Annotated in this window: 17 protein-coding genes; 4 read left to right on the plus strand and 13 right to left on the minus strand. The window is 72.1% G+C overall.

Annotation, left to right across the window (positions count from 1 at the left end; translation table 11 throughout):
- Positions 1-140: 140 nt before the first annotated feature.
- From ACZ418_RS42040 to ACZ418_RS42055, 4 genes are all read right to left on the minus strand, one after another.
- Positions 141-1,169, minus strand: coding sequence for a 6-phosphofructokinase (locus ACZ418_RS42040; RefSeq protein ID WP_468373937.1), 1,029 nt, complete (start codon positions 1,167-1,169; stop codon positions 141-143).
- Positions 1,170-1,280: 111 nt separating this feature from the next.
- Complete coding sequence (locus tag ACZ418_RS42045) at positions 1,281-1,958, minus strand: response regulator (RefSeq protein ID WP_468373940.1); 678 nt, start codon at positions 1,956-1,958, stop codon at positions 1,281-1,283.
- On the minus strand, positions 1,955-3,160 hold the full coding sequence (gene macS, locus ACZ418_RS42050) for a MacS family sensor histidine kinase (RefSeq protein ID WP_468373943.1): 1,206 nt from the start codon (positions 3,158-3,160) through the stop codon (positions 1,955-1,957). The genes ACZ418_RS42045 and macS overlap by 4 nt, the downstream gene beginning before the upstream one ends.
- A gap of 35 nt (positions 3,161-3,195) precedes the next feature.
- On the minus strand, positions 3,196-3,906 hold the full coding sequence (locus ACZ418_RS42055; RefSeq protein ID WP_468374014.1) for a lysophospholipid acyltransferase family protein: 711 nt from the start codon (positions 3,904-3,906) through the stop codon (positions 3,196-3,198).
- Between the two features lie 187 nt (positions 3,907-4,093).
- Between ACZ418_RS42055 and ACZ418_RS42060 the strand changes: the two genes are divergently transcribed.
- Both ACZ418_RS42060 and ACZ418_RS42065 read left to right on the plus strand, forming a co-directional pair.
- On the plus strand, positions 4,094-4,873 hold the full coding sequence (locus tag ACZ418_RS42060; RefSeq protein ID WP_468373945.1) for an alpha/beta hydrolase: 780 nt from the start codon (positions 4,094-4,096) through the stop codon (positions 4,871-4,873).
- Positions 4,866-5,426 carry a hypothetical protein gene (locus ACZ418_RS42065; RefSeq protein WP_468373948.1) on the plus strand — a complete coding sequence of 187 codons (561 nt, stop codon included), beginning with the start codon at positions 4,866-4,868 and terminating at the stop codon, positions 5,424-5,426. The genes ACZ418_RS42060 and ACZ418_RS42065 overlap by 8 nt, the downstream gene beginning before the upstream one ends.
- Before the next feature lie 83 nt (positions 5,427-5,509).
- Here the strand turns inward: ACZ418_RS42065 and ACZ418_RS42070 are convergent, their stop codons facing one another.
- From ACZ418_RS42070 to ACZ418_RS42095, 6 genes are all read right to left on the minus strand, one after another.
- Positions 5,510-6,265, minus strand: a complete 756-nt coding sequence (locus ACZ418_RS42070; protein WP_468373951.1) for an endonuclease/exonuclease/phosphatase family protein — start codon at positions 6,263-6,265, stop codon at positions 5,510-5,512.
- Positions 6,266-6,334: 69 nt separating this feature from the next.
- Positions 6,335-7,288, minus strand: coding sequence for an ROK family glucokinase (locus ACZ418_RS42075; protein ID WP_055705252.1), 954 nt, complete (start codon positions 7,286-7,288; stop codon positions 6,335-6,337).
- Positions 7,289-7,355: 67 nt separating this feature from the next.
- Positions 7,356-7,859 (minus strand): DUF5304 domain-containing protein, encoded by a 504-nt coding sequence (locus tag ACZ418_RS42080; RefSeq protein ID WP_468373955.1) that lies wholly within the window; start codon positions 7,857-7,859, stop codon positions 7,356-7,358.
- 60 nt (positions 7,860-7,919) lie between these two features.
- Positions 7,920-9,095 carry an ArsA family ATPase gene (locus ACZ418_RS42085; protein WP_468373958.1) on the minus strand — a complete coding sequence of 392 codons (1,176 nt, stop codon included), beginning with the start codon at positions 9,093-9,095 and terminating at the stop codon, positions 7,920-7,922.
- A gap of 670 nt (positions 9,096-9,765) precedes the next feature.
- A complete protein-coding gene (locus ACZ418_RS42090; RefSeq protein WP_388621519.1) occupies positions 9,766-10,206 on the minus strand; it encodes an SRPBCC family protein in 441 nt (146 codons plus the stop codon).
- Positions 10,207-10,328: 122 nt separating this feature from the next.
- Complete coding sequence (locus ACZ418_RS42095) at positions 10,329-11,141, minus strand: metallophosphoesterase family protein (RefSeq protein ID WP_468373961.1); 813 nt, start codon at positions 11,139-11,141, stop codon at positions 10,329-10,331.
- Between the two features lie 296 nt (positions 11,142-11,437).
- Between ACZ418_RS42095 and ACZ418_RS42100 the strand changes: the two genes are divergently transcribed.
- Positions 11,438-13,234, plus strand: coding sequence for an AMP-dependent synthetase/ligase (locus ACZ418_RS42100; RefSeq protein WP_468373964.1), 1,797 nt, complete (start codon positions 11,438-11,440; stop codon positions 13,232-13,234).
- A 13-nt stretch (positions 13,235-13,247) separates the two neighbouring features.
- Here ACZ418_RS42100 and ACZ418_RS42105 read toward each other — a convergent pair whose 3' ends face one another.
- Positions 13,248-14,870, minus strand: a complete 1,623-nt coding sequence (locus ACZ418_RS42105) for a GMC oxidoreductase (RefSeq protein ID WP_468373967.1) — start codon at positions 14,868-14,870, stop codon at positions 13,248-13,250.
- A gap of 150 nt (positions 14,871-15,020) precedes the next feature.
- On the minus strand, positions 15,021-16,163 hold the full coding sequence (locus tag ACZ418_RS42110) for a glycosyltransferase family 4 protein (RefSeq protein ID WP_468373969.1): 1,143 nt from the start codon (positions 16,161-16,163) through the stop codon (positions 15,021-15,023).
- A gap of 116 nt (positions 16,164-16,279) precedes the next feature.
- Between ACZ418_RS42110 and ACZ418_RS42115 the strand changes: the two genes are divergently transcribed.
- Positions 16,280-17,515: a glycosyltransferase 87 family protein gene (locus ACZ418_RS42115; protein WP_468374016.1), complete on the plus strand. Its 1,236-nt coding sequence runs from the start codon at positions 16,280-16,282 to the stop codon at positions 17,513-17,515.
- A 118-nt stretch (positions 17,516-17,633) separates the two neighbouring features.
- Here ACZ418_RS42115 and ACZ418_RS42120 read toward each other — a convergent pair whose 3' ends face one another.
- Positions 17,634-18,953 (minus strand): MATE family efflux transporter, encoded by a 1,320-nt coding sequence (locus ACZ418_RS42120; protein ID WP_468373972.1) that lies wholly within the window; start codon positions 18,951-18,953, stop codon positions 17,634-17,636.
- Positions 18,954-18,992: the final 39 nt, after the last annotated feature.

Here is an 18,992-nt window from a genome sequence, read left to right on the forward strand (position 1 = left end):
GTTTTCCTCTAGTTTTTGACCCAAGCGAAAAGCTCACAGACTCGGTTGCGGGGGGGGGGGGGTGGGGGGGGGGGCGAGGGGGGGGGGGGGGGGGGGGGGGGCCCCCCCCCCCCCCCCCCCCCCCCCCCCGGACCGGACCGTCAGCCGAAGAACACCCCGACCTCTTCGTACAGCTTCGGGTTCACCGTCTTCAGCTTGGCCGTGGCCTCGGAGATCGGGACGCGGACGATGTCGGTGGCGCGCAGCGCGACCATCGTGCCGAAGTCGCCGTCGTGGACGCAGTCGATGGCGTGCAGGCCGAAGCGGGTGGCGAGCCAGCGGTCGAAGGCGCTGGGGGTGCCGCCGCGCTGGACATGGCCGAGGACCGTGGTCCTGGCCTCCTTGCCGGTGCGGCCCTCGATCTCCTTGGCCAGCCACTCGCCGACCCCGGAGAGCCGGACATGCCCGAAGGAGTCCAGCGACCCGTCCTTGAGCACCATGTCGCCGTCCTTCGGCATGGCGCCCTCGGCGACGACCACGATCGGCGCGTAGGACGCCCGGAAGCGGGAGGTCACCCAGGCGCAGACCTGGTCGACGTCGAAGCGCTGCTCGGGGATGAGGATGACGTTGGCGCCGCCGGCCAGGCCGGAGTGCAGGGCGATCCAGCCGGCGTGCCGGCCCATCACCTCCACGACCAGGACCCGCATATGGGACTCGGCGGTGGTGTGCAGCCGGTCGATGGCCTCGGTGGCGATGTTGACGGCGGTGTCGAAGCCGAAGGTGTAGTCGGTGGCCGACAGGTCGTTGTCGATGGTCTTGGGCACCCCGACGCAGGGCACCCCGTACTCGTCGGACAGCCGCGCGGCGACGCCCAGGGTGTCCTCGCCGCCGATCGCGATGAGGGCCTGGACCTCCAGCTTGGCCAGGTTGTCCTTGATCCGGCGGATGCCGTTCTCCGCCTTGAGGGGGTTGGTGCGCGAGGAGCCGAGGACGGTGCCGCCGCGGGGCAGGATGCCGCGCACCGCGGGGATGTCGAGACGGACGGTGTCGCCTTCGAGGGGACCCCGCCAGCCGTCCCGGAAGCCGACGAAGTCATAGCCGTACTCCTGCACGCCCTTGCGGACGATGCCCCGGATGACGGCGTTGAGCCCGGGGCAGTCGCCGCCTCCGGTCAGTACTCCGACCCGCATGGAAATGTCCCTTCACCGCGGTTCCCTGACACAGAGTCACGCTAGTGGTGATTCACGTCACATCGGGAGAGGCGGGAAGGGTGATTCAGGCGTACGGCCGTGCAACGGACCCTACTCGTCGTCCAGTCCGCGCTCTATGGCGTACCGCACCAGCTCGACCCTGTTGTGCAACTGCAGCTTGCCGAGGGTGTTCTGGACGTGGTTCTGCACCGTGCGATGGGAGATGACGAGGCGTTCGGCGATCTGCTTGTAGCTCAGTCCCTTGGCGACCAGCCGCAGCACCTCCGTCTCCCGGTCGGTCAGCCGGGGCGCGCCCGGCTCGTCGGCGTCCGGGGCGGGCGCGGGCTCGGCGGCCAGCCGGCGGTACTCGCCGAGGACCAGTCCGGCGAGACCGGGCGTGAACACCGGGTCGCCGACGGCGGTACGGCGCACCGCGTCCAACAGCTCCTCGGTGGACGCCGACTTCAGCAGATAGCCGGTCGCGCCGGACTTGACCGCCTCCAGCACGTCGGCGTGCTCGCCGCTCGCCGAGAGGACGAGGACGCGCAACGCCGGGTTGTGGCCGACGAGTTCCTTGCACACCTGGACGCCGGGCTTGGCGGGCAGGTTGAGGTCCAGCACGAGGACGTCGGGGGCGGCGGCCCTGGCGCGGCGGACCGCCTGCTCGCCGTCACCGGCCGTGGCGACCACATGGAAGCCGGACTCGGTCAGGTCCCGGGCGACCGCGTCGCGCCACATGGGGTGGTCGTCCACCACCATGACCTTGATCGGGTCCTGCTGCTCGCTCATCGACGCCCCGCCTTCGTGTTCTTCGGTACCTTCAGTTCCACTTCCGTGCCCTGCCCGGGGACGGAGAGGAGTTCGGCGCTGCCGCCCAGGTCGCGCAGCCGCCCCCGGATCGACTGGGCCACGCCGAGCCGGCCCTCCCCCTCGGCCTGCGCGAGCCGGCCCACGGGAATGCCGGGGCCGTCGTCCCGCACGGTCACGACGATCTCGTCCGGCTCGTCCTCGACCAGGATCCAGGCCCGGGCCTGCTCACCCGCGTGCTCGCGGACGTTGTCCAGAGCGGCGCCGACCGCGGCGGCCAGCTCCCGCGCGGCCGGCCGGGGCAGCGCGACCGGCGCACCGGGCTCGGCCAGGCTCACCCGGGCACCGGCGTACGGGGCGAGCAGGGAGCGCAGATCGACCGGTCCCTCGTCGTCGGGCTCGTCCACCGCCCGTACCACGGCCCCGGCCGCGGCGTCCTCCGACACCCGGGAGACCGGCAGCAGACCGCCGGAGACCAGCGTGCGCAGCGCCACCTCCTGCTCCCCGGCGAGCCGCCCCAGCTCCGCCGCCTCGCCGCCGATGACCGCGCCGCGCCGCTGCACCATCGCCAGTACCTGGAGCACGCCGTCGTGGATGTCCCGGGCCAGCCGCTCCCGTTCCCGGGTCGCCGCCTCGATCTCCAGGGCGCGGGCGAGAGTGCGCTCCGAGGCGCGGGCGACCTCCACGACGTAGCCGATGCCGATGGAGGCCACCCAGACGAGGATCAGGCTGTGCACGGTGTCCCGGGCGGGGTGGCCGCGTTCGACCAAGTTGGCCAGCGCGACCGGCGTGGAGGCCGCGGCGGCCCAGCGCCAGCCGCCCTTGATCGCGAAGGCCAGCACCGCACCGCCGGTCCATATCGAGGGCAGCGTGGGGCCGCCCGCGATCCGCTGATGGCTGTCGGCGAGCGGGGTGATCAGGACGCCGGTGAGGGCGATGGTCAGGTCGGCGGCCAGGAAGGGCTTGGTGCAGCTCGCCGCGTTCCGCACCCTCGGCAGGGTCGCGAGGGTCCAGACGAACAGGACGGCGAAGTAGCAGACGGCGACCCAGGGGTGCGTGAAGAGGCCGTACCTGGTGGCGCCCAGACCGATGGCGTACAGCATGGTCAGCACGCGGTAGCCGGCGAGCGCGCGCCACAGCGGCAGCTCGACCGACATCCTCATCACGCGCTCGCGTTTGGGCATGTCCCCCCCAGCCCCCGACTCCCCCGGCTCCCCGCCTACCCCTCGGCCTTCTTCTCCGCTTCCTTGGCGGCCTTCGCCGCCTCCGCGATCTGCCGCTTGGCCGCCGTCGCGTACATGTCGACGTACTCCTGGCCCGACAGCTTCATGATCTCGTACATGACCTCGTCGGTCAGGGCGCGCAGGACGAAGCGGTCGTGCTCCATGCCGTGGTAGCGGCTGAAGTCCAGCGGCTTGCCGATACGGATGCCGGGCCGCATCAGCTTCGGCATCACCTTGCCCGGCGGCTGGATCTTCTCGGTGTCGATCATGGCCACCGGGATGACCGGAGCGCCGGTGGCGAGCGCCACGCGCGCCAGGCCGCCGGGCTTGCCCCGGTAGAGCCGGCCGTCGGGCGAGCGGGTGCCCTCGGGGTAGATGCCGAACAGCTCACCGCGCTCCAGCACCTCTATGCCGCTCTTGATCGCGGCCTCGCCGGCGCCGCGCGCCCCGGAGCGGTCCACCGGGAGCTGTCCGACGCCCTTGAAGAAGGCCGCGGTCAGCCGCCCCTTCACACCGGGCGTGGTGAAGTACTCGGCCTTCGCGATGAAGGTGACCTTGCGGTCCAGCACCACGGGGAGGAAGAAGGAGTCCGAGAAGGACAGGTGGTTGCTCGCCAGGATGGCGGGACCCTCGGCCGGTATGTTCTCCAGGCCTTCCACCCAGGGCCTGAAGGCGACCTTCAGCGGCCCACCGATGGCGACCTTCATCGTGCCGTACAACACCCGCTTGCCTCCTGTTTCCGTCGAACAGACCTTAACCCTTCAGGACCGTCAAAGGGCCCGACGACCCTGGTCGGTGTCAGTGCGGTCGCGTACGGTGAAGCACATCCGCACGTTTTCCGCACGGCCCCGCCGGCCACCGGTGGGGCCCTCCTCAGGAACAGGAGCGTCGAAGGTGCCGGTCCTCCCCGGAGCCGAGCCGTACCGCCACCAGGGCGGGGAGGTGGGGGTCCTCCTCTGCCACGGCTTCACCGGCTCGCCCCAGTCGCTGCGCCCCTGGGCGGAGCACCACGCGGCGCACGGCCTGACCGTGTCGCTGCCCCTGCTGCCCGGCCACGGCACCCGCTGGGAGGACATGCAGGTCACGGGCTGGCAGGACTGGTACGCAGAGGTGGACCGCGAGCTGCGGATCCTCTCCGAGCGCTGCTCCCAGGTGTTCGTCGCGGGCCTGTCGATGGGCGGCGCGCTGGCGCTCCGGCTGGCGGCCCGGCACGGCGAGCGGGTCACGGGCGCCGTGGTCGTCAACCCGGCGAACAAGGTGCACGGCCTGTCGGCGTACGCCCTTCCGGTGGCCCGGCATCTCGTGCGGACGACGAAGGGCATCGCCAGCGACATCGCCAAGGAGGGCGCGGCCGAGCTGGGCTACGACCGGGTGCCGCTGCACGCCGCGCACTCGCTGCGGGTGTTCCTGCGCCGGCTGGACGGCGAGCTGCCCCAGGTCACCCAGCCGCTGCTGCTGCTGCGCAGCGCCCAGGACCATGTGGTCCCGGCGGCCGACTCCGCCCGGGTGCTGAGCCGGGTGTCGTCCACGGACGTGACGGAGATCGTGCTGGAACAGAGCTACCACGTGGCGACGTTGGACCAGGATGCGGACCGGATCTTCGAGGAGAGCCTCGCCTTCATGGGCCGGCTCGCACCCAGTCTCGGCAAGGAAGGGGCGGCCACAGGTGGCTGAGCACGAGTCCGACCGCGAGGACCGCGAGCCGGACGAGCAGAAGGTGCCCTTCGACGAGGACGCCGCCTGGCGGGCCATCGTCGCGGGGTACGGCGAGGAGCCGCCGGACCCGCCGGGCGCCCGGCCCTTCAAGCCGGTGGAGGACCTGGCGCTGCCGGAGCCGGAGCCGGAGAAGGACGCCGAGAGCGACTCCGGCAAGGCGCCGGTGCGGCCGCTGGGCAGCTCGGTCTCGTTCGCGCCCGGCGTCGGCCCGCGCGACTACAACCCGCCCGAGCCCTCCGAGGACGACTTCGACGAGGACGACGAGGGCCACTTCGTCCCGCCGGAGCCGCCGCCGCTGCCGACCGCCGACACCACCGCGAAGTTCGCCTGGCTGGGCGTCGTCGGCGGGCCGGTCCTGCTGCTGCTGGCGGTGCTGCTCGGCTGGGACATGACCTGGTGGCTGACGACCCTCGGCATCGGCGGCTTCCTCGGCGGCTTCGCCACGCTGGTGATGCGCATGCGCACGGACGACGAGGAGAACGACGACCCGGGCCGGGGCGCGGTGGTCTGAGGGCGAGGGGACGCCCGGACTTGGCGAGGTGGACTCCCGCGCCCAGTGCTGCCACCGGTTTCCTGTACTTGGTTCGAGCAGTCTCATGCCACCGGTACGCGCAGGGCGGCGAGGACCGGGAGGTGGTCCGTGGCCGCCGTCAGGTCGGCCCGTGTGATCCCCGGCTGGTCCAGCGGAACCCCGCAGCCCAGCACCTCGATGCCCTTGCTCGCGAAGACGGCGTCGATGCGCTGCGGGGGCTCGCTGTGCGGCCAGGTGGTCTCGCCGCCCCAGGGCGCGACGGCACGGCAGTCCTGGAGGCTCGTGGAGAGCAGACGGAAGGCGGGGCCGTCGGGGCCTTCGTTGAGGTCGCCGCCGGCGATGGCGTGCTCCACCCCCAGGCCGGCGAGGCGGTCGAGGAGCAGGGCGGCCTGCTCGCGGCGCTCGTCCTTCTGCAGGCTCAGATGACAGCTGAGCAGGCCGACGCGGGCGGCGCCGAAGCGGACCACCGCCGTGGCGAAGCCGCGTCGGTGGAGTCCGGGGGTGAGCGGGAGGAGTACGTCCTCCGTGCGCTCGACGGTGGCCCGGAGCGAGCAGAGGATCGCCGGACCGGCCGCGGTGGCTCCACCGGTGAGGATGACCTGGCCGGAGGCCGCCGCCAGCCGGGCGAGCTTCTTGCGCCAGCGGAAGAAGCGGGGGGCTTCCTGGACCAGGACCAGGTCGGGGGCGCAGGCGGTGATGATCCTGGCCAGGGCGTCGGTGTCGTCGCGCATCGAGCGGATGTTGTAGCTCAGGACGCGGATGACGGCGGAACCGTCGGACTCGGTACGGGAGTTGGGGAGCAGCGTGCTGGTCGCCATGCCGATCAACATACGACGATGCCCGCCCGTCCCGGGACCGGACGCGGCGGGCACTGTCGTACGGCCCCACTACATGATCGGGTCGGGCTCCCGGGCCAGATCCGCCGCGCCGACGAGGCCCGCCTTGTTGCCGAGCTGGGCGGCGATCACGTCGGCCACCGGGCGCCAGTTGCCGCCGACCAGCCAGCGCTTGTAGGACTTGCGGATCGGGTCGAGGACCAGCTCGCCCTCGTCGGAGAGGCCGCCGCCGACGATGAACGCGGACGGGTCGAAGAGGGAGGCGAGGTCGGCCAGCCCCGCGCCGGCCCAGCGGGCCAGCTCGCGGTAGGAGTCGACGGCCACCGGGTCGCCCTGGCGGGCGGCCATGGAGATGTGCTTGCCCTCGATGCCGTCCGGGGTGCCGTCGCCGAGGCCGAGCAGGATCTCGGCGTTCTCCGGGGTGGCGTTGGCGCGCTGCTTGGCGTATCTGACGAGCGCGCGACCGGAGGCGTACTGCTCCCAGCAGCCCTGTGAACCGCAGCCGCACAGCAGGCCGTCCGGAACCATCCGGATGTGACCGAACTCCGCGGCCACGCCGAAGTGGCCGCGGCGCAGCTTGTTGCCGATGATGATGCCGCCGCCGAGGCCGGTGCCGAGCGTGATGCAGATGACGTTGCGGTGGCCCTTGCCGGCGCCGAACTTGTACTCGCCCCAGGCGGCGGCGTTGGCGTCGTTCTCGACCACGACCGGGAGGCCCACGCGGGCCTCGACCTTCTCCTTCAGCGGCTCCTGGCGCCAGTCGATGTTCGGCGCGAAGTACACCGTCGAGCGCTGCCGGTTGACATAACCGGCCGCACCGATGCCCACGCCGACGATCTCGTGCCCGGCGCGCGCACCCTCCACCGCCGAGGCGATGGCGTCCACGATGGCCTCGGGCGTGGTGGGGGTCGGCACCTTGAAGGTCGAGAGGATGTTGCCTTCCTCGTCGACCACGCCGGCCGCAATCTTGGTGCCGCCGATGTCGACGCCGATGGTGAGTCCCATGAATCCCTCAGTTTCGGTCGAGCCCCGCTACGGCCAACCGTACCCGAGGCCCTGCCGGGAAAGCGCTTCAGTCCAGGTCGATCCGCTCCCCCGGGCCGGTGCCCTCGCCCCGGTCCCGCCGGTCGTCCCGCGCCTCGCGGGTCAGGTCGTCGGCGGTGCGGGCGGTCCAGCGGCGCTCCTGGGCCTGGACGGCGGAGCGGTAGGCGGCGAGCAGTTCGCCGCCGGCCGCGGCCAGGTGGTCGAAGACGTCCGGGTTGCGGTCTATGACGGGCTCGACGGCGGCCTTGGCCTGCTGGACGACCTGGCGCACCACCTGCTGGGCGGCGGGTCCGGCGAGGCTGCCGAGGAGCGGTGACGGGAGGCCGGAGAGCTTGTCGGCCACCGTGTCCACGAGTCTCTTCAGTTCCTCGGCGGCCGAGCCCGGCTGCGGGCCGTACTCGGCGCGTCGGCGGGCCTTCTCCGCGGCGAGGTCCTCGGCGCAGGCGGTGGCCCAGGCGTCGGCGTCGGTCGCCCGGCGCCCCTGTTCCTCATGTTCCTCATACGAGTCGGACGCGGGACGCTCTTCGCTCATGGCGGACTCCTGACTACGGTTCGCCCTTACGACGTTACCCGAACGGGCGTACCCGGATCATCACCGTCCGGTGGTGGGCCACAGGTCGGGGTCCGGGGCGAAGCGGATGCGCAGCTCGCCCTCGCGCAGGCCGGCCCCGGCGACGCTGCAGCGGCGCAGGGCGGAGGGCAGCGGGACGATCCGCCGGAAGGGGCCCGCGGTGATCACGAGCTCGTCGCCGCGGCGGATCAGGTCCAGTTCGTCCCGTATGGCGCCGGGCAGCGGGATGTGCCAGACCAGTACACCGTCGTCGCTCCTGCGGTCGGTGACGGGCCACTCGACGGGGGCGGGCACCGGGTTGACGGGGGGTACGGCGAGGGCGGTGAGGTCGTCGGCGCCGCGCGGGTCGTGGCCGAGGTGCGGGACGGGGTGGACGTCGTAGGGCTGCTCCTGCCAGTCGGCGAGCGTCTTGCGCTGCTGGGCGAGGAGTCCGGCGAACAGGCTGTCCGGGTCGGTCTCGGGCAGGGTGCGGTTGGCGATCAAGGCCTCGGTGCGCAGGCCGCGCAGGGCGAGGCCGAGGCCGGCGGTCCGTACGGCGTCGGCGCCGGCCGGGCCGGGTTCGGCGACCAGGCGTACGGCGGTGTTCCGGTCGGCGAGGACGGCCTCGACGGCGGCGAGTTCGACGTCCCAGCGGGCGGCCGTCTCGTACAGCCAGTCGGACGGCATCGGCACGCCGGCCAGCCGGCCGAGGACCGGGCGCAGGGCGCGGGCCGCCTGCCGCTCGGGCGGGAGGAGGCGGCGCAGATAGCGGCGCAGCTCCTCCGGGAGGGCGAGCAGGGCGAGGGCCTGCGGGAGCGGCGGAAGGTCCACGACGAGCAGGTCGTAGCGCTCGGACAGCGCCGCGTCCCGGACGGCCCGCAGGAAGGACAGCTCCTCGGCGCCGGGCAGCGGGGTGACCTCCTCGGCGTCCAGCCGGGCGGCGCCGAGCAGGTCGAGGACGGTGGCTGCGCGGCTCTGGAAGGCGGTGAGGTCGTGCCGGAAGCGGTCGACGGCATCGGGCCGCCAGGTGGTGAGGTTCGCGGCGGCTTCCTCCGGCACCGGTCCGGTCGCGGAGCCCAGTGCGGCGCCGAGGCTGTCGGTGCGGTCGGCACTCAGCAGCAGCGTGCGGACGCCGTCGCCTGCGGCGCGCTGTGCGGTGGCGGCAGCGACGGTCGTACGACCACCGCCGCCCGGGCCCGTGATCAGGATGGTGCGCATGAGGCTGAACGGTAACGGAGGGCGGGGGACGGGGTGGTGTGCGGTGGCCGAGCGTGGCGGTAGTGAACGGCGTGTCATGAGCCGGCGCCCAGAGCTGAGGTACTGCGCGGCGCCCGTGACTGCGGCATCGGGCAGCGCCCGGAGCTGAGGCCGGCCGGGGGGTCGGTCGCGCACCCCGGCGCTGACGGGTTGCCGCCCGCGCCCACCCGTGCCGCCCCAGCGGCACGACTGCCCGCGGCTGGGCGGGGGCTCGGCACGCGGCCGCCTGCGGCTGAGCGGGGGTAACGGTGCGCGAGTGCCCGCGGGCTGGACGGGGGGTGCGACGCACAGCCACCAGTGGCGGGTGGGTGGGTGAGGTACACGAGTGCCCGCGGGCTGGGCGGGGGTGCGGTGCGCGGCCGCCTGCGGCGAAGTGGGCGCATGGGCGTCTGCGGTGGCGTGTGGCGACCCGGCGGTGGCGGTACGGCAGCCTGCGGCTCGGCGGAAGAGTGGCCGCCCGGGGCGGGGGGGTGATGCGGCAGCCCGTAGCTGCTTGGGAAAGTGGAGGGGAGCGGCCGGCTGCCCACAGCAGTAGCCGCACGGCCCCCGCTCGCGGCCGGCAGCGGTCAGGCGGAAGGCAACCTGGCCGGCTGCGCGCGACGGGTGGCGGGTCGGCCGGCCGCCGTCGGGGCTACTCGGGAGATTCCACCCTCTTCTTCAGGCCTGCCAGGGCGCGGTCGATGATGACCTTTTCCGCCTTGCGCTTGATCATGCCGAGCATGGGGATCTTGACGTCCACGGTGAGGAGGTAGGTGACCTCCGTCGTGGCGGGGCCCGTGGGCTTGAGGATGTACGAGCCGTCCAGGGAGCGGAGCATCTGGGACTTGACCAGGGTCCAGGAGACCTCGTTGTCGCCGGTCCAGGTGTAGGCCAGCGTCTGGTCGTCCTTGATCGCCCCCGCGTCCATGACGAGCCGGACCTGCTCGGCACGGCCCTGGTCGTCGGTCTTGAGGACCTCCGCCTCCTTCACCTCGCCCGTCCAGTCCGGGTAGCGGGCGAAGTCGGCGATCACCCCCATGACGTCGGCCGGTGCCGCCTCGATGGTGATGCTCGAGCTGGTGTGTTCCGCCATCGCCGTGGCTCCTCCAGATGCGGGCCGGTACAGAGGTCGTCGTGCGCACGTGTGTGCAGCGTGAAGGCTACCGCGCCGCCGACCTGCCGCCTTCACCCCATGTCCCACCCACCGTCAACCGGTCACCATTCGAGCGCCCAGGGGCGGCCCGTCCCCGCGAAGTGGCCCACGTTCACGCACTCGGTCGCGCCGATCCGCATCCGGCGCGCGAGCGGCTGGTGGACGTGGCCGAAGAGCGAATAGCGCGGCTTGGTGCGGCGGATCGCCGCCAGCAGGGCGCGGCTGCCCCGCTCGAAGCGGCGCGCGACGGTGTCGTAGACCAGCTCGGGCACCTCCGGCGGGATGTGTGTGCACAGCACGTCCACCTCGCCGACCGCCTCGATCTTCGCCGCGTACTCCTCGTCACTGATCTCGTACGGCGTCCGCATGGGTGTGCGCAACCCGCCTCCGACGAACCCGAAGATCCGGCCGCCGATCTCCACCCGCTGGCCGTCGAGCACGGTGGTGCCGGGGTGGGCGTACTCCTTCCAGAGCGGCGGCATGTCGACATTGCCGTAGGTGGCGTACGTCGGGGTCGGGAACGCGGCGAACAGCTCGGCGTACTGCTTGCGCACCGCCTTCTCGATGGCCGCGGCCCGGTCCGTGCCTATGCCGGCCCACAGCCGGGCGCCGAACTCCCGCGCCTCCTCGAACCGGCGGGCCGTGCGCAGCTCGACGATGCGGTCGGCGTTCTCCTTGCCGAACAGGTCCGGGAAGATGCCGCGCGAGTGGTCGGCGTAGTCGAGGAAGAGGACAAGGTCACCCAGGCAGATCAACGCGTCCGCACCCTCGCCCGCGCGGGCCAGGTCCCTGGCGTTGCCGTGCACGTCGCTGACCACGTGGACGCGCGTCCTGCGATGTCCGGCGCTTCGGTTACCGGAGGGTGTGGGTGCCATGGCGATCAAGCGTAGGCGTGTGCGGTGTGCGTGAACAGTGTCGGTCCGGCCTGCGGTTACTCGCCGGTCGGTTCAGCCGTGGACTACTGTGCGCAAAGGAACGCCAACGTGTGTGACGCAGCGAACATCTCACCGGGAACCCCTGTCGGGAAGGCCATACCGGCGGGTAACGTCCGGGCAGTCCAGTCGTGCTCTGGATTTCAACAGCTGAATTCCCGAGCACCTGCCCGAGCCTTGGACCGCACCGTCGCATCACACAGTGTCGTGGCGCCGGCGCCCTATGAGGAGCAGCAGTCTTGCGCGAGTTCAGCCTTCCGGCTTTGTACGAGGTCCCTGCGGACGGCAACCTGACCGACATCGTCCGCAGAAACGCCGCGCAGCATCCCGACGTCGCCGTCATCGCCCGCAAGGTGGGCGGTGTCTGGCAGGACGTGACGGCCGCCGCCTTCCTCGCCGAGGTGCGCGCCGCCGCCAAGGGTCTCATCGCCTCCGGGGTCCAGCCGGGCGACCGGGTGGGCCTGATGTCCCGCACCCGGTACGAGTGGACCCTGCTCGACTTCGCGATCTGGAGCGCGGGCGCGGTCACCGTGCCGGTGTACGAGACCAGTTCGCCGGAGCAGGTGCAGTGGATCCTGTCCGACTCGGGCGCGACCGCCTGCATCGTGGAGCTGCCGGGCCACGCGGCGGCCGTGGAGTCGGTGCGCGAGTCGCTGCCGGCCCTCAAGCACGTCTGGCAGATCGAGGCCGACGGTGTGGAGGAGCTCGGGCGGCTCGGGCAGGACGTGTCGGACGGGACCGTCGAGGAGCGCAGCTCGCTCGCCCGGGCCGACGACCCGGCGACCATCGTGTACACCTCCGGTACCACCGGCCGCCCCAAGGGCTGTGTGCTCACCCACCGCAGCTTCTTCGCCGAGTGCGGCAACATCGTGGAGCGGCTGCGCCCCCTGTTCCGTACCGGCGAGTGCTCGGTCCTGCTCTTCCTGCCGCTGGCGCACGTCTTCGGCCGCCTGGTGCAGATCGCGCCGATGATGGCGCCGATCAAGCTGGGCTGCGTCCCGGACATCAAGCACCTCACCGACGAGCTGGCCGCCTTCCGGCCGACGCTGATCCTCGGCGTCCCGCGCGTCTTCGAGAAGGTCTACAACACGGCACGCGCCAAGGCACAGGCGGACGGCAAGGGCGCGATCTTCGACAAGGCGGCGGACACCGCCATCGCCTACAGCAAGGCGCTGGACACCGCCTCCGGCCCGTCGTTCGGCCTGAAGGTCAAGCACAAGGTCTTCGACAGGGTGGTCTACGGCAAGCTGCGCGCGGTCCTCGGCGGCCGGGGCGAGTACGCCATCTCCGGCGGTGCCCCGCTGGGCGAGCGGCTCGGCCACTTCTTCCGGGGCATCGGCTTCACCGTGCTGGAGGGCTACGGCCTGACCGAGTCCTGCGCGGCGACCGCGTTCAACCCGTGGGACCGGCAGAAGATCGGCACGGTCGGCCAGCCGCTGCCGGGCTCGGTGGTGCGGATAGCGGACGACGGCGAGGTGCTGCTGCACGGCGAGCACCTTTTCAAGGAGTACTGGAACAACCCGGGTGCGACCGCGGAGGCGCTGGCCGACGGCTGGTTCCACACCGGTGACATCGGCACCCTGGACGAGGACGGCTACCTCAGGATCACCGGCCGGAAGAAGGAGATCATCGTCACGGCGGGTGGCAAGAACGTGGCCCCTGCGGTGATCGAGGACCGGATCCGGGCGCACGCGCTGGTCGCGGAGTGCATGGTGGTGGGCGACGGGCGGCCGTTCGTGGGCGCGCTGGTCACCATCGACGAGGAGTTCCTGGGCCGTTGGTGCGCCGAGCACGGCAAGCCGGCGGGTTCCACCGCGGCGTCGCTGAAGGACGACCCGGATCTGCTCACGGCGATCCAGGCGGCTGTCGACGACGGCAACGCCGCGGTGTCGAAGGCGGAATCGGTGCGGAAGTTCCGCATTCTGCCCTCCCAGTTCACGGAGGAGTCGGGCCACCTCACCCCGTCGCTGAAGCTCAAGCGGAACGTGGTGGCGAAGGACTACGCGGACGAGATCGAGGCCATCTACCAGAAGTAGTCCGGCAGTCGGCTCATGGCGCGGTGTCCTCGGCGAGGACCCGCGCCATCGTGCGTTCGGCGAGCGCGGTGATGGTGACGAACGGGTTCACGCCGATGTTGCCGGGCACGAGCGAGCCGTCGGTGACGTAGAGATGCGAGTACCCCTTCACCCGGCCGTAGTCGTCGGTGGCCTTCCCGAGGACGCAGCCGCCCAGCGGGTGGTAGGTGAAGTCGTCGGCGAAGACCTTGCTGACCGAGCCGAACAGGTCGTAGCGGTAGATGGTCGCGTTGGCCAGGTTGATCCGGTCGAACAGCTTCTTGGCCATGCTCACCGACACCGCGCTCTGGGCGGCGCTCCAGCCGAGCTTCACCGTGCCGGACGCGGAGTCGTAGGTGAAGGAGGCTCGTTCGGGGTTCTTGGTGATCGCCAGGTAGAGGCTGATCCAGTGCTCGAACCCCATGGGCAGCGGGGCGATCTCGGCGAAGACGGGGTTGTCGGCGTTGGCCCAGTCGTCGATGCCCATGACGGGCATGGTGGCCTGGTCGGCTCCGACGGTGTCCCAGACGTGGTTGGCACGGCCGAGCATGGTGTTGCCGTTGGTGCCCCAGCCGCCGCCCACGGCGGAGTCCAGGTCCGGCAGGGTGCCGGTGTCGCGGGCGCGGACGAGGAGTTCGGTGGTGCCGAGGCTGCCGCCGCCGAGGAAGAGATACGTGCAGCCGTAACTCTTGGTCTCGACGACCGCGCCGGTGGTGTCGATCCGGTCGGCGGTCAGGAGGTACGACCCGTCGCCCGCCCGGCTGACGGACCTCACCCTCTCCAGGGTGTGGATGGTGACGTTGCCGGTGCCGAGGGCGGCGGCCAGATAGGTCTTGTCGAGGCCGCGCTTGCCGTGGTTGTTGCCGTAGATGACCTCGCCGGCGAGCGCGGACTTCGTGGCCGTGCCGGCCGCCTCCTGCTGCATGTAGCCGAAGTCGTAGACGTTCGGCACGAAGGTGGTCCTCAGGCCCGCGTTGCCGGCGGCCTTCCGGGAGGTGCGGGTGAACCGGTACCAGTCGGTGGACTCGAACCAGGCCGGGTCGATCGTGTTGACGCCGAGCATGGCACGGGCGCGGGGGTAGTAGGTGCCGTACATCTCGTCGGCGTCCACGGTCGGGAACTGCTCGGTGAAGTACGACTTCAGGGGCGTGACCGCCATGCCGCCGTTGACGAGGGAGCCGCCGCCGACGCCGCGGCCGACGTAGACGGACATGTTGTCGTAGTGGACGCGGTCCAGGACGCCGGGATAGGCGCCGATGTCCTTGTTGACCACGTCCAGCCAGAGGAAGGTGGCGAGCGGGGCCTCGGTGCGGGTGCGGAACCACATGGAGCGCTGGTCGGGGGCGGAGGTGGAGCAGAAGATCTTGCCGTCGCTGCCCGTGGTGTTCCACAGGCGGCCCATCTCCAGCATGACGGTGCGGATGCCGGCTTGCCCCAGGCGGAGGGCGGCGACGGCACCGCCGTATCCCGTGCCGATGACGATGGCGGGAGCGGATTCGACTGCGTCGGGCTCGGCGGCTCGGGCTGACTGGAGTCCGATGCGGGTGAATCCGAGGGTGGCCGCGGTCTGTAGTGCGGCCATGCCGAGTATGTGACGTCTTGTCAGCTGACGTCTCATCAGGTTTGGTGTCATGGGCGCAGCATGGGCGGATTTTTCGGTTCCGCCAAGACAAAGGGCGCCTTCTGGGGTGCCGGGTGCGCTTTGTCGGCGAGTGCGGGTCCGTTGTGGCTGGTCGCGCAGTTCCCCGCGCCCTTGGGTTGGCTGCCCCTACAGCAAGTCTTTGAGTTTCTCGGCGAGTAGGTCCCAGCGCCACCTCTCCTCGACCCACTGGCGGCCGCGCTCGCCCATGCGGCGGCGCAGCTCGGGGTCGCCCAGGAGAGTCACGATCCGCTCCGCGGCCTCCGTCGGCTCGCCGCCCCTGACCACCCAGCCCGTCTCGCCGTCGAGTACGGCGTCCGGGGCGCCCCCCGAGTCCCCCGCCACCACCGGCAGGCCCGTCGCCGAAGCCTCCAGGTACACGATGCCCAGGCCCTCCACGTCCAGGCCGCCGCGGCGGGTGCGGCAGGGCATGGCGAAGACGTCGCCGGCGCCGAAGTGGGCCGGCAGGTCGGACCAGGGGACGGAGCCGGTGAAGCGGACGGAGTCGGCGACGCCGGTTTCGGCGGCCATCCGGCGCAGGTCCTGCTCGTAGGGGCCGCCGCCGACGATGAGCAGGACGGTGTCGGGCTCGGCGGCGAGGATGCGGGGCATGGCCTGGATGAGGGTGTCCTGGCCCTTGCGCGGGACCAGCCGGGAGACGCAGACCACGACCGGGCGGTCGGTGAGGCCGAGGCGGGCGCGGACCTCGTCGCCGCCGGAGCCGGGGTGGAAGGTCTTCTCGTCCACGCCCGGCGGCAGCTGGACCATGCGGGCGGCCGCGGCCGGGGTGAGTGCCGTGGCGATCCTGGACCGTGTGTACTCACCCAGATAGGTGATCGTGTCCGTCGACTCCCCGATCCGGCGCAGCAGTTGCCGGGCGGCGGGCAGCTGGGCCCAGCCGGCCTCGTGGCCGTGGGTGGTGGCCACCAGCCGTTCCGCGCCTGCCTTGCGCAGCGCCGGGGCCATCAGACCGAGGGGGGCCGCCGCACCGAACCACACCGAGGTGCAGCCGTGCTCGCGGAGCAGGCCGACCGCCCGCCGGGTTGCCTGCGGGGTCGGCAGCAGCATGGTCGTACGGTCGCGTACGACGGTGAAGGGCTGCTCGGCGTCGAAAGCGGCGGTGGCCTCGATGCCCTCCCGGCTTCGCTTCCAGGTGGAGGCGTAGACGACCAGCCGGGCGGGGTCCAGGCGGAGGGCCATGTTGTGCAGGAAGGCCTGGATGCCGCCCGGCCGGGGCGGGAAGTCGTTGGTGACGATCAGGGTCTTGTGCATCGCCGCCGACCCTACCGAATCGGCCGTCCGGAGCCAGGTGCGGCCGAGTCTGTGGCATGCGCCCAGAGGCGCACGACATCATGGTGGCCGACCTGAAATCGAAAGCGGGGGATCACGTGGAGACCAGAGGCGCCTGGCGGTCCCTGGCATGGCTGCTCGCGATCTGGGCCGTCACCCGCGCGGTGCTGCTGCTCTTCGTCTTCCAGGTGTACGTCTTCCCGGGCCCGGACGTCACCTCCGACGTGTCGGTGACCTACCGGGGCTGGTACGAGGTGCTGCGTCAAGGAACGTTTCCGCTGGACGACGTGACCTGGCAGTACCCGCCGGCCGCCGCCCTGCCGATACTCTCCCCCGCCGCCCTGCCCTTCCTGTCGTACGCGCATGCCTTCTTCGTGCTGGCGTTCCTCACCGACGTGGTCGTGCTGGCGATGCTGGTGCTTCCGGCCCGGCGCCCCGGCCGCTCCCTGCACGGGGCCTGGGTGTGGGTGGTGGGCGCGCCGCTGCTCGGGCCGACGGTGTACGCCCGCTACGACGTGATGGTGACCGCGGTGGCCGTGGCGGCGCTGCTGGCCGGGGCCCGGCGTCCGCGAGTGATGGGCACGCTGACCGCGTTCGGGGCGCTGCTGAAGGTGTGGCCGGCGCTGCTGCTGGTCGGTGCCGTGCGGCGGCGGGCGTGGTGGTCGGCGGCGGTGACCGCGACGGGCCTCGCGGCGCTGTTCTCGGTGTCCATGCCGGGTGCGTTCGCCTTCCTGACCTTCCAGCGGGACCGGGGCACCGAGGTCGAGTCGCTGGGCGCCCTGGTCTTCCATGTGGCCCGGCACTTCGGCTGGCAGGGCCAGGTGCTGCTGAACTACGGGTCGCTCGAGTTCCTCGGCCCGCATGTGGGCCAGGTCAGCGCGGCGGCGCTGGCGCTGACCGTGACCGCGTTCGGCTGGCTGCTGCTGTGGCGGCTGCGCATGACCCGCAGGGCGCCGCACACGCTCGCGGAGGCGGCCTTCACCGCCGTTCTGCTGTTCACGGTCACCAGCCGGGTGATCAGCCCGCAGTACCTGGTGTGGCTGGTCGGCCTGGGCGCGGTCTGTGTGTCGTACCGGGCGAGCCGGATGGGGGCGCCCGCGCTGATGGTGGTCGCCGCGTCCTTCCTGACGGTCCTGGAGTTCCCGCTCGGCTTCGGGCACGTGGTGGTGAGCGACCGGTACGGCGTTCTGCTGCTGGCGCTGCGCAACGGCCTGCTGGTCGTGGCCTCGATCACGGCGGCCCGCCGGCTGTGGGGCTCGACGGTTCCCCCGGCGCCCGCCGCGCCGCTGCCGCCGCGGCCGGCCCGGCCCCGGCAGGCACCGGTCTCCCCCTGACCCTCCCGGCGCGCGCCGGGAGCCGACGGCCGGCCCGGCAGCCGCTCCGGGGAGTCCGCCGCACGACACCTGAACCGCTCCGTCTGCCGGGCGACGGCAGCCCCCGTCCGCTCCCGGCTCACCCGGCCCGCACCAGGGACACCCCGGCCTCCTCGTGGCGGCCGGCCCTGCGCAGCAGTGCCGCCACGGCCGCGCACTGCACGGCCATCGCGAGCGCCAGCGCCAGGCAGACACCGGGCAGGCCGAGGCCGCCGAGGGCGTACGCCAGGGGCAGTTGGACGGCCGTGCCGAGCAGCGTGACCCGGAGCAGCGCCGGTGCTCCGCCGGCCCCCTCGAAGACCCCGCCGAGCGCGATGAAGCAGGCCATCAGCAGCAGATAGGGGCCTACGCAGCGCAGGAACAGCGCGCCCTGGTGGGCGACTTCGGGTCCGGCGCCGAAGGCGGCCATGATCCAGGGTGCGGTCGCGGCGAACAGCGCTGAGGCGGTCAGGCCCAGGGCACCCGATATCAGCACCGCCTGCCGGCCGATGTCCCGCCGTGCGTCCGCGCCCGCGCCCCTGGTGTGCGCGGTGTGGATCGCGGCGGCCTGGCGTACGGCGTAGAAGGCCATGGTGGCGACGTACATGACCTTGTAGGCGATGGCGTAGGCGGCCACCGCCGTCACCCCGAGCCGGGCCACGATCGCCACCAGCACCAGGGCTCCGCTCTGGCGCACGGTGAAGTCGGCGGACATGGGCAGACCGGTGGCGAGCGTGCGGCGCAGCGCGGCACGGGCCGCCGCGGCGGCCGGGGCCTCGGCCGCCGTCCGCAGCAGGGCGTTGCGACGCAGGGCGCACAGGCCCACCGCAAGGGCCAGGGCGCGGCACAGCACGGTGGAGGCGGCGGCGCCCCGGACGCCGTAGCGGTGGATCAGGACGGGGTCGCAGAGGAGGATCAGGGCGTTGGCGAGGAGGGCGAGGCGCATGGGGGTGCGGGTGTCGCCTGCGCCCTTCAGGATGCCGTCGACGAGTTGCTGGGCGAAGAAGACGGTCATGCCCGGCAGGGAGATCGCGAAGTAGGCGGTGGCCAGGCTCCGGGCCGTGCCGTCGCCGCCGAGGACCAGGCCGGCCAGCGGCTCGCGCAGCAGCAGGCCGCCGGCCGCGACCACCGGTGTCACCAGCGCGCACAGGGCCCAGCCACCGCGCACGGCGGCTCGTACGGCGGCCGGGTCCCGGGCCCCTCTGGCGTGCGCCACCAACACGGTCGTACCGGAGGCGAAGACCAGCGCGACGCCGAGCAGCACGTTCTCGGTGTTGGTGGCGACGGCCACGGCGGCGACGGCCGGGCCGCCGAGCCGGGAGACCCAGACGGTGTTGATGATCCCGGAGGCCACCGAGGCGAGCAGAGAGAGATAGACGGGGTGGGCGAGGGCTATGAGCTGCTTGCGGTGGGCGTTCACCAGACGGCTCCTCTTATCGAGCTACATCGAAACGAGGTA

Source organism: Streptomyces sp. NPDC030820 (assembly GCF_055572075.1).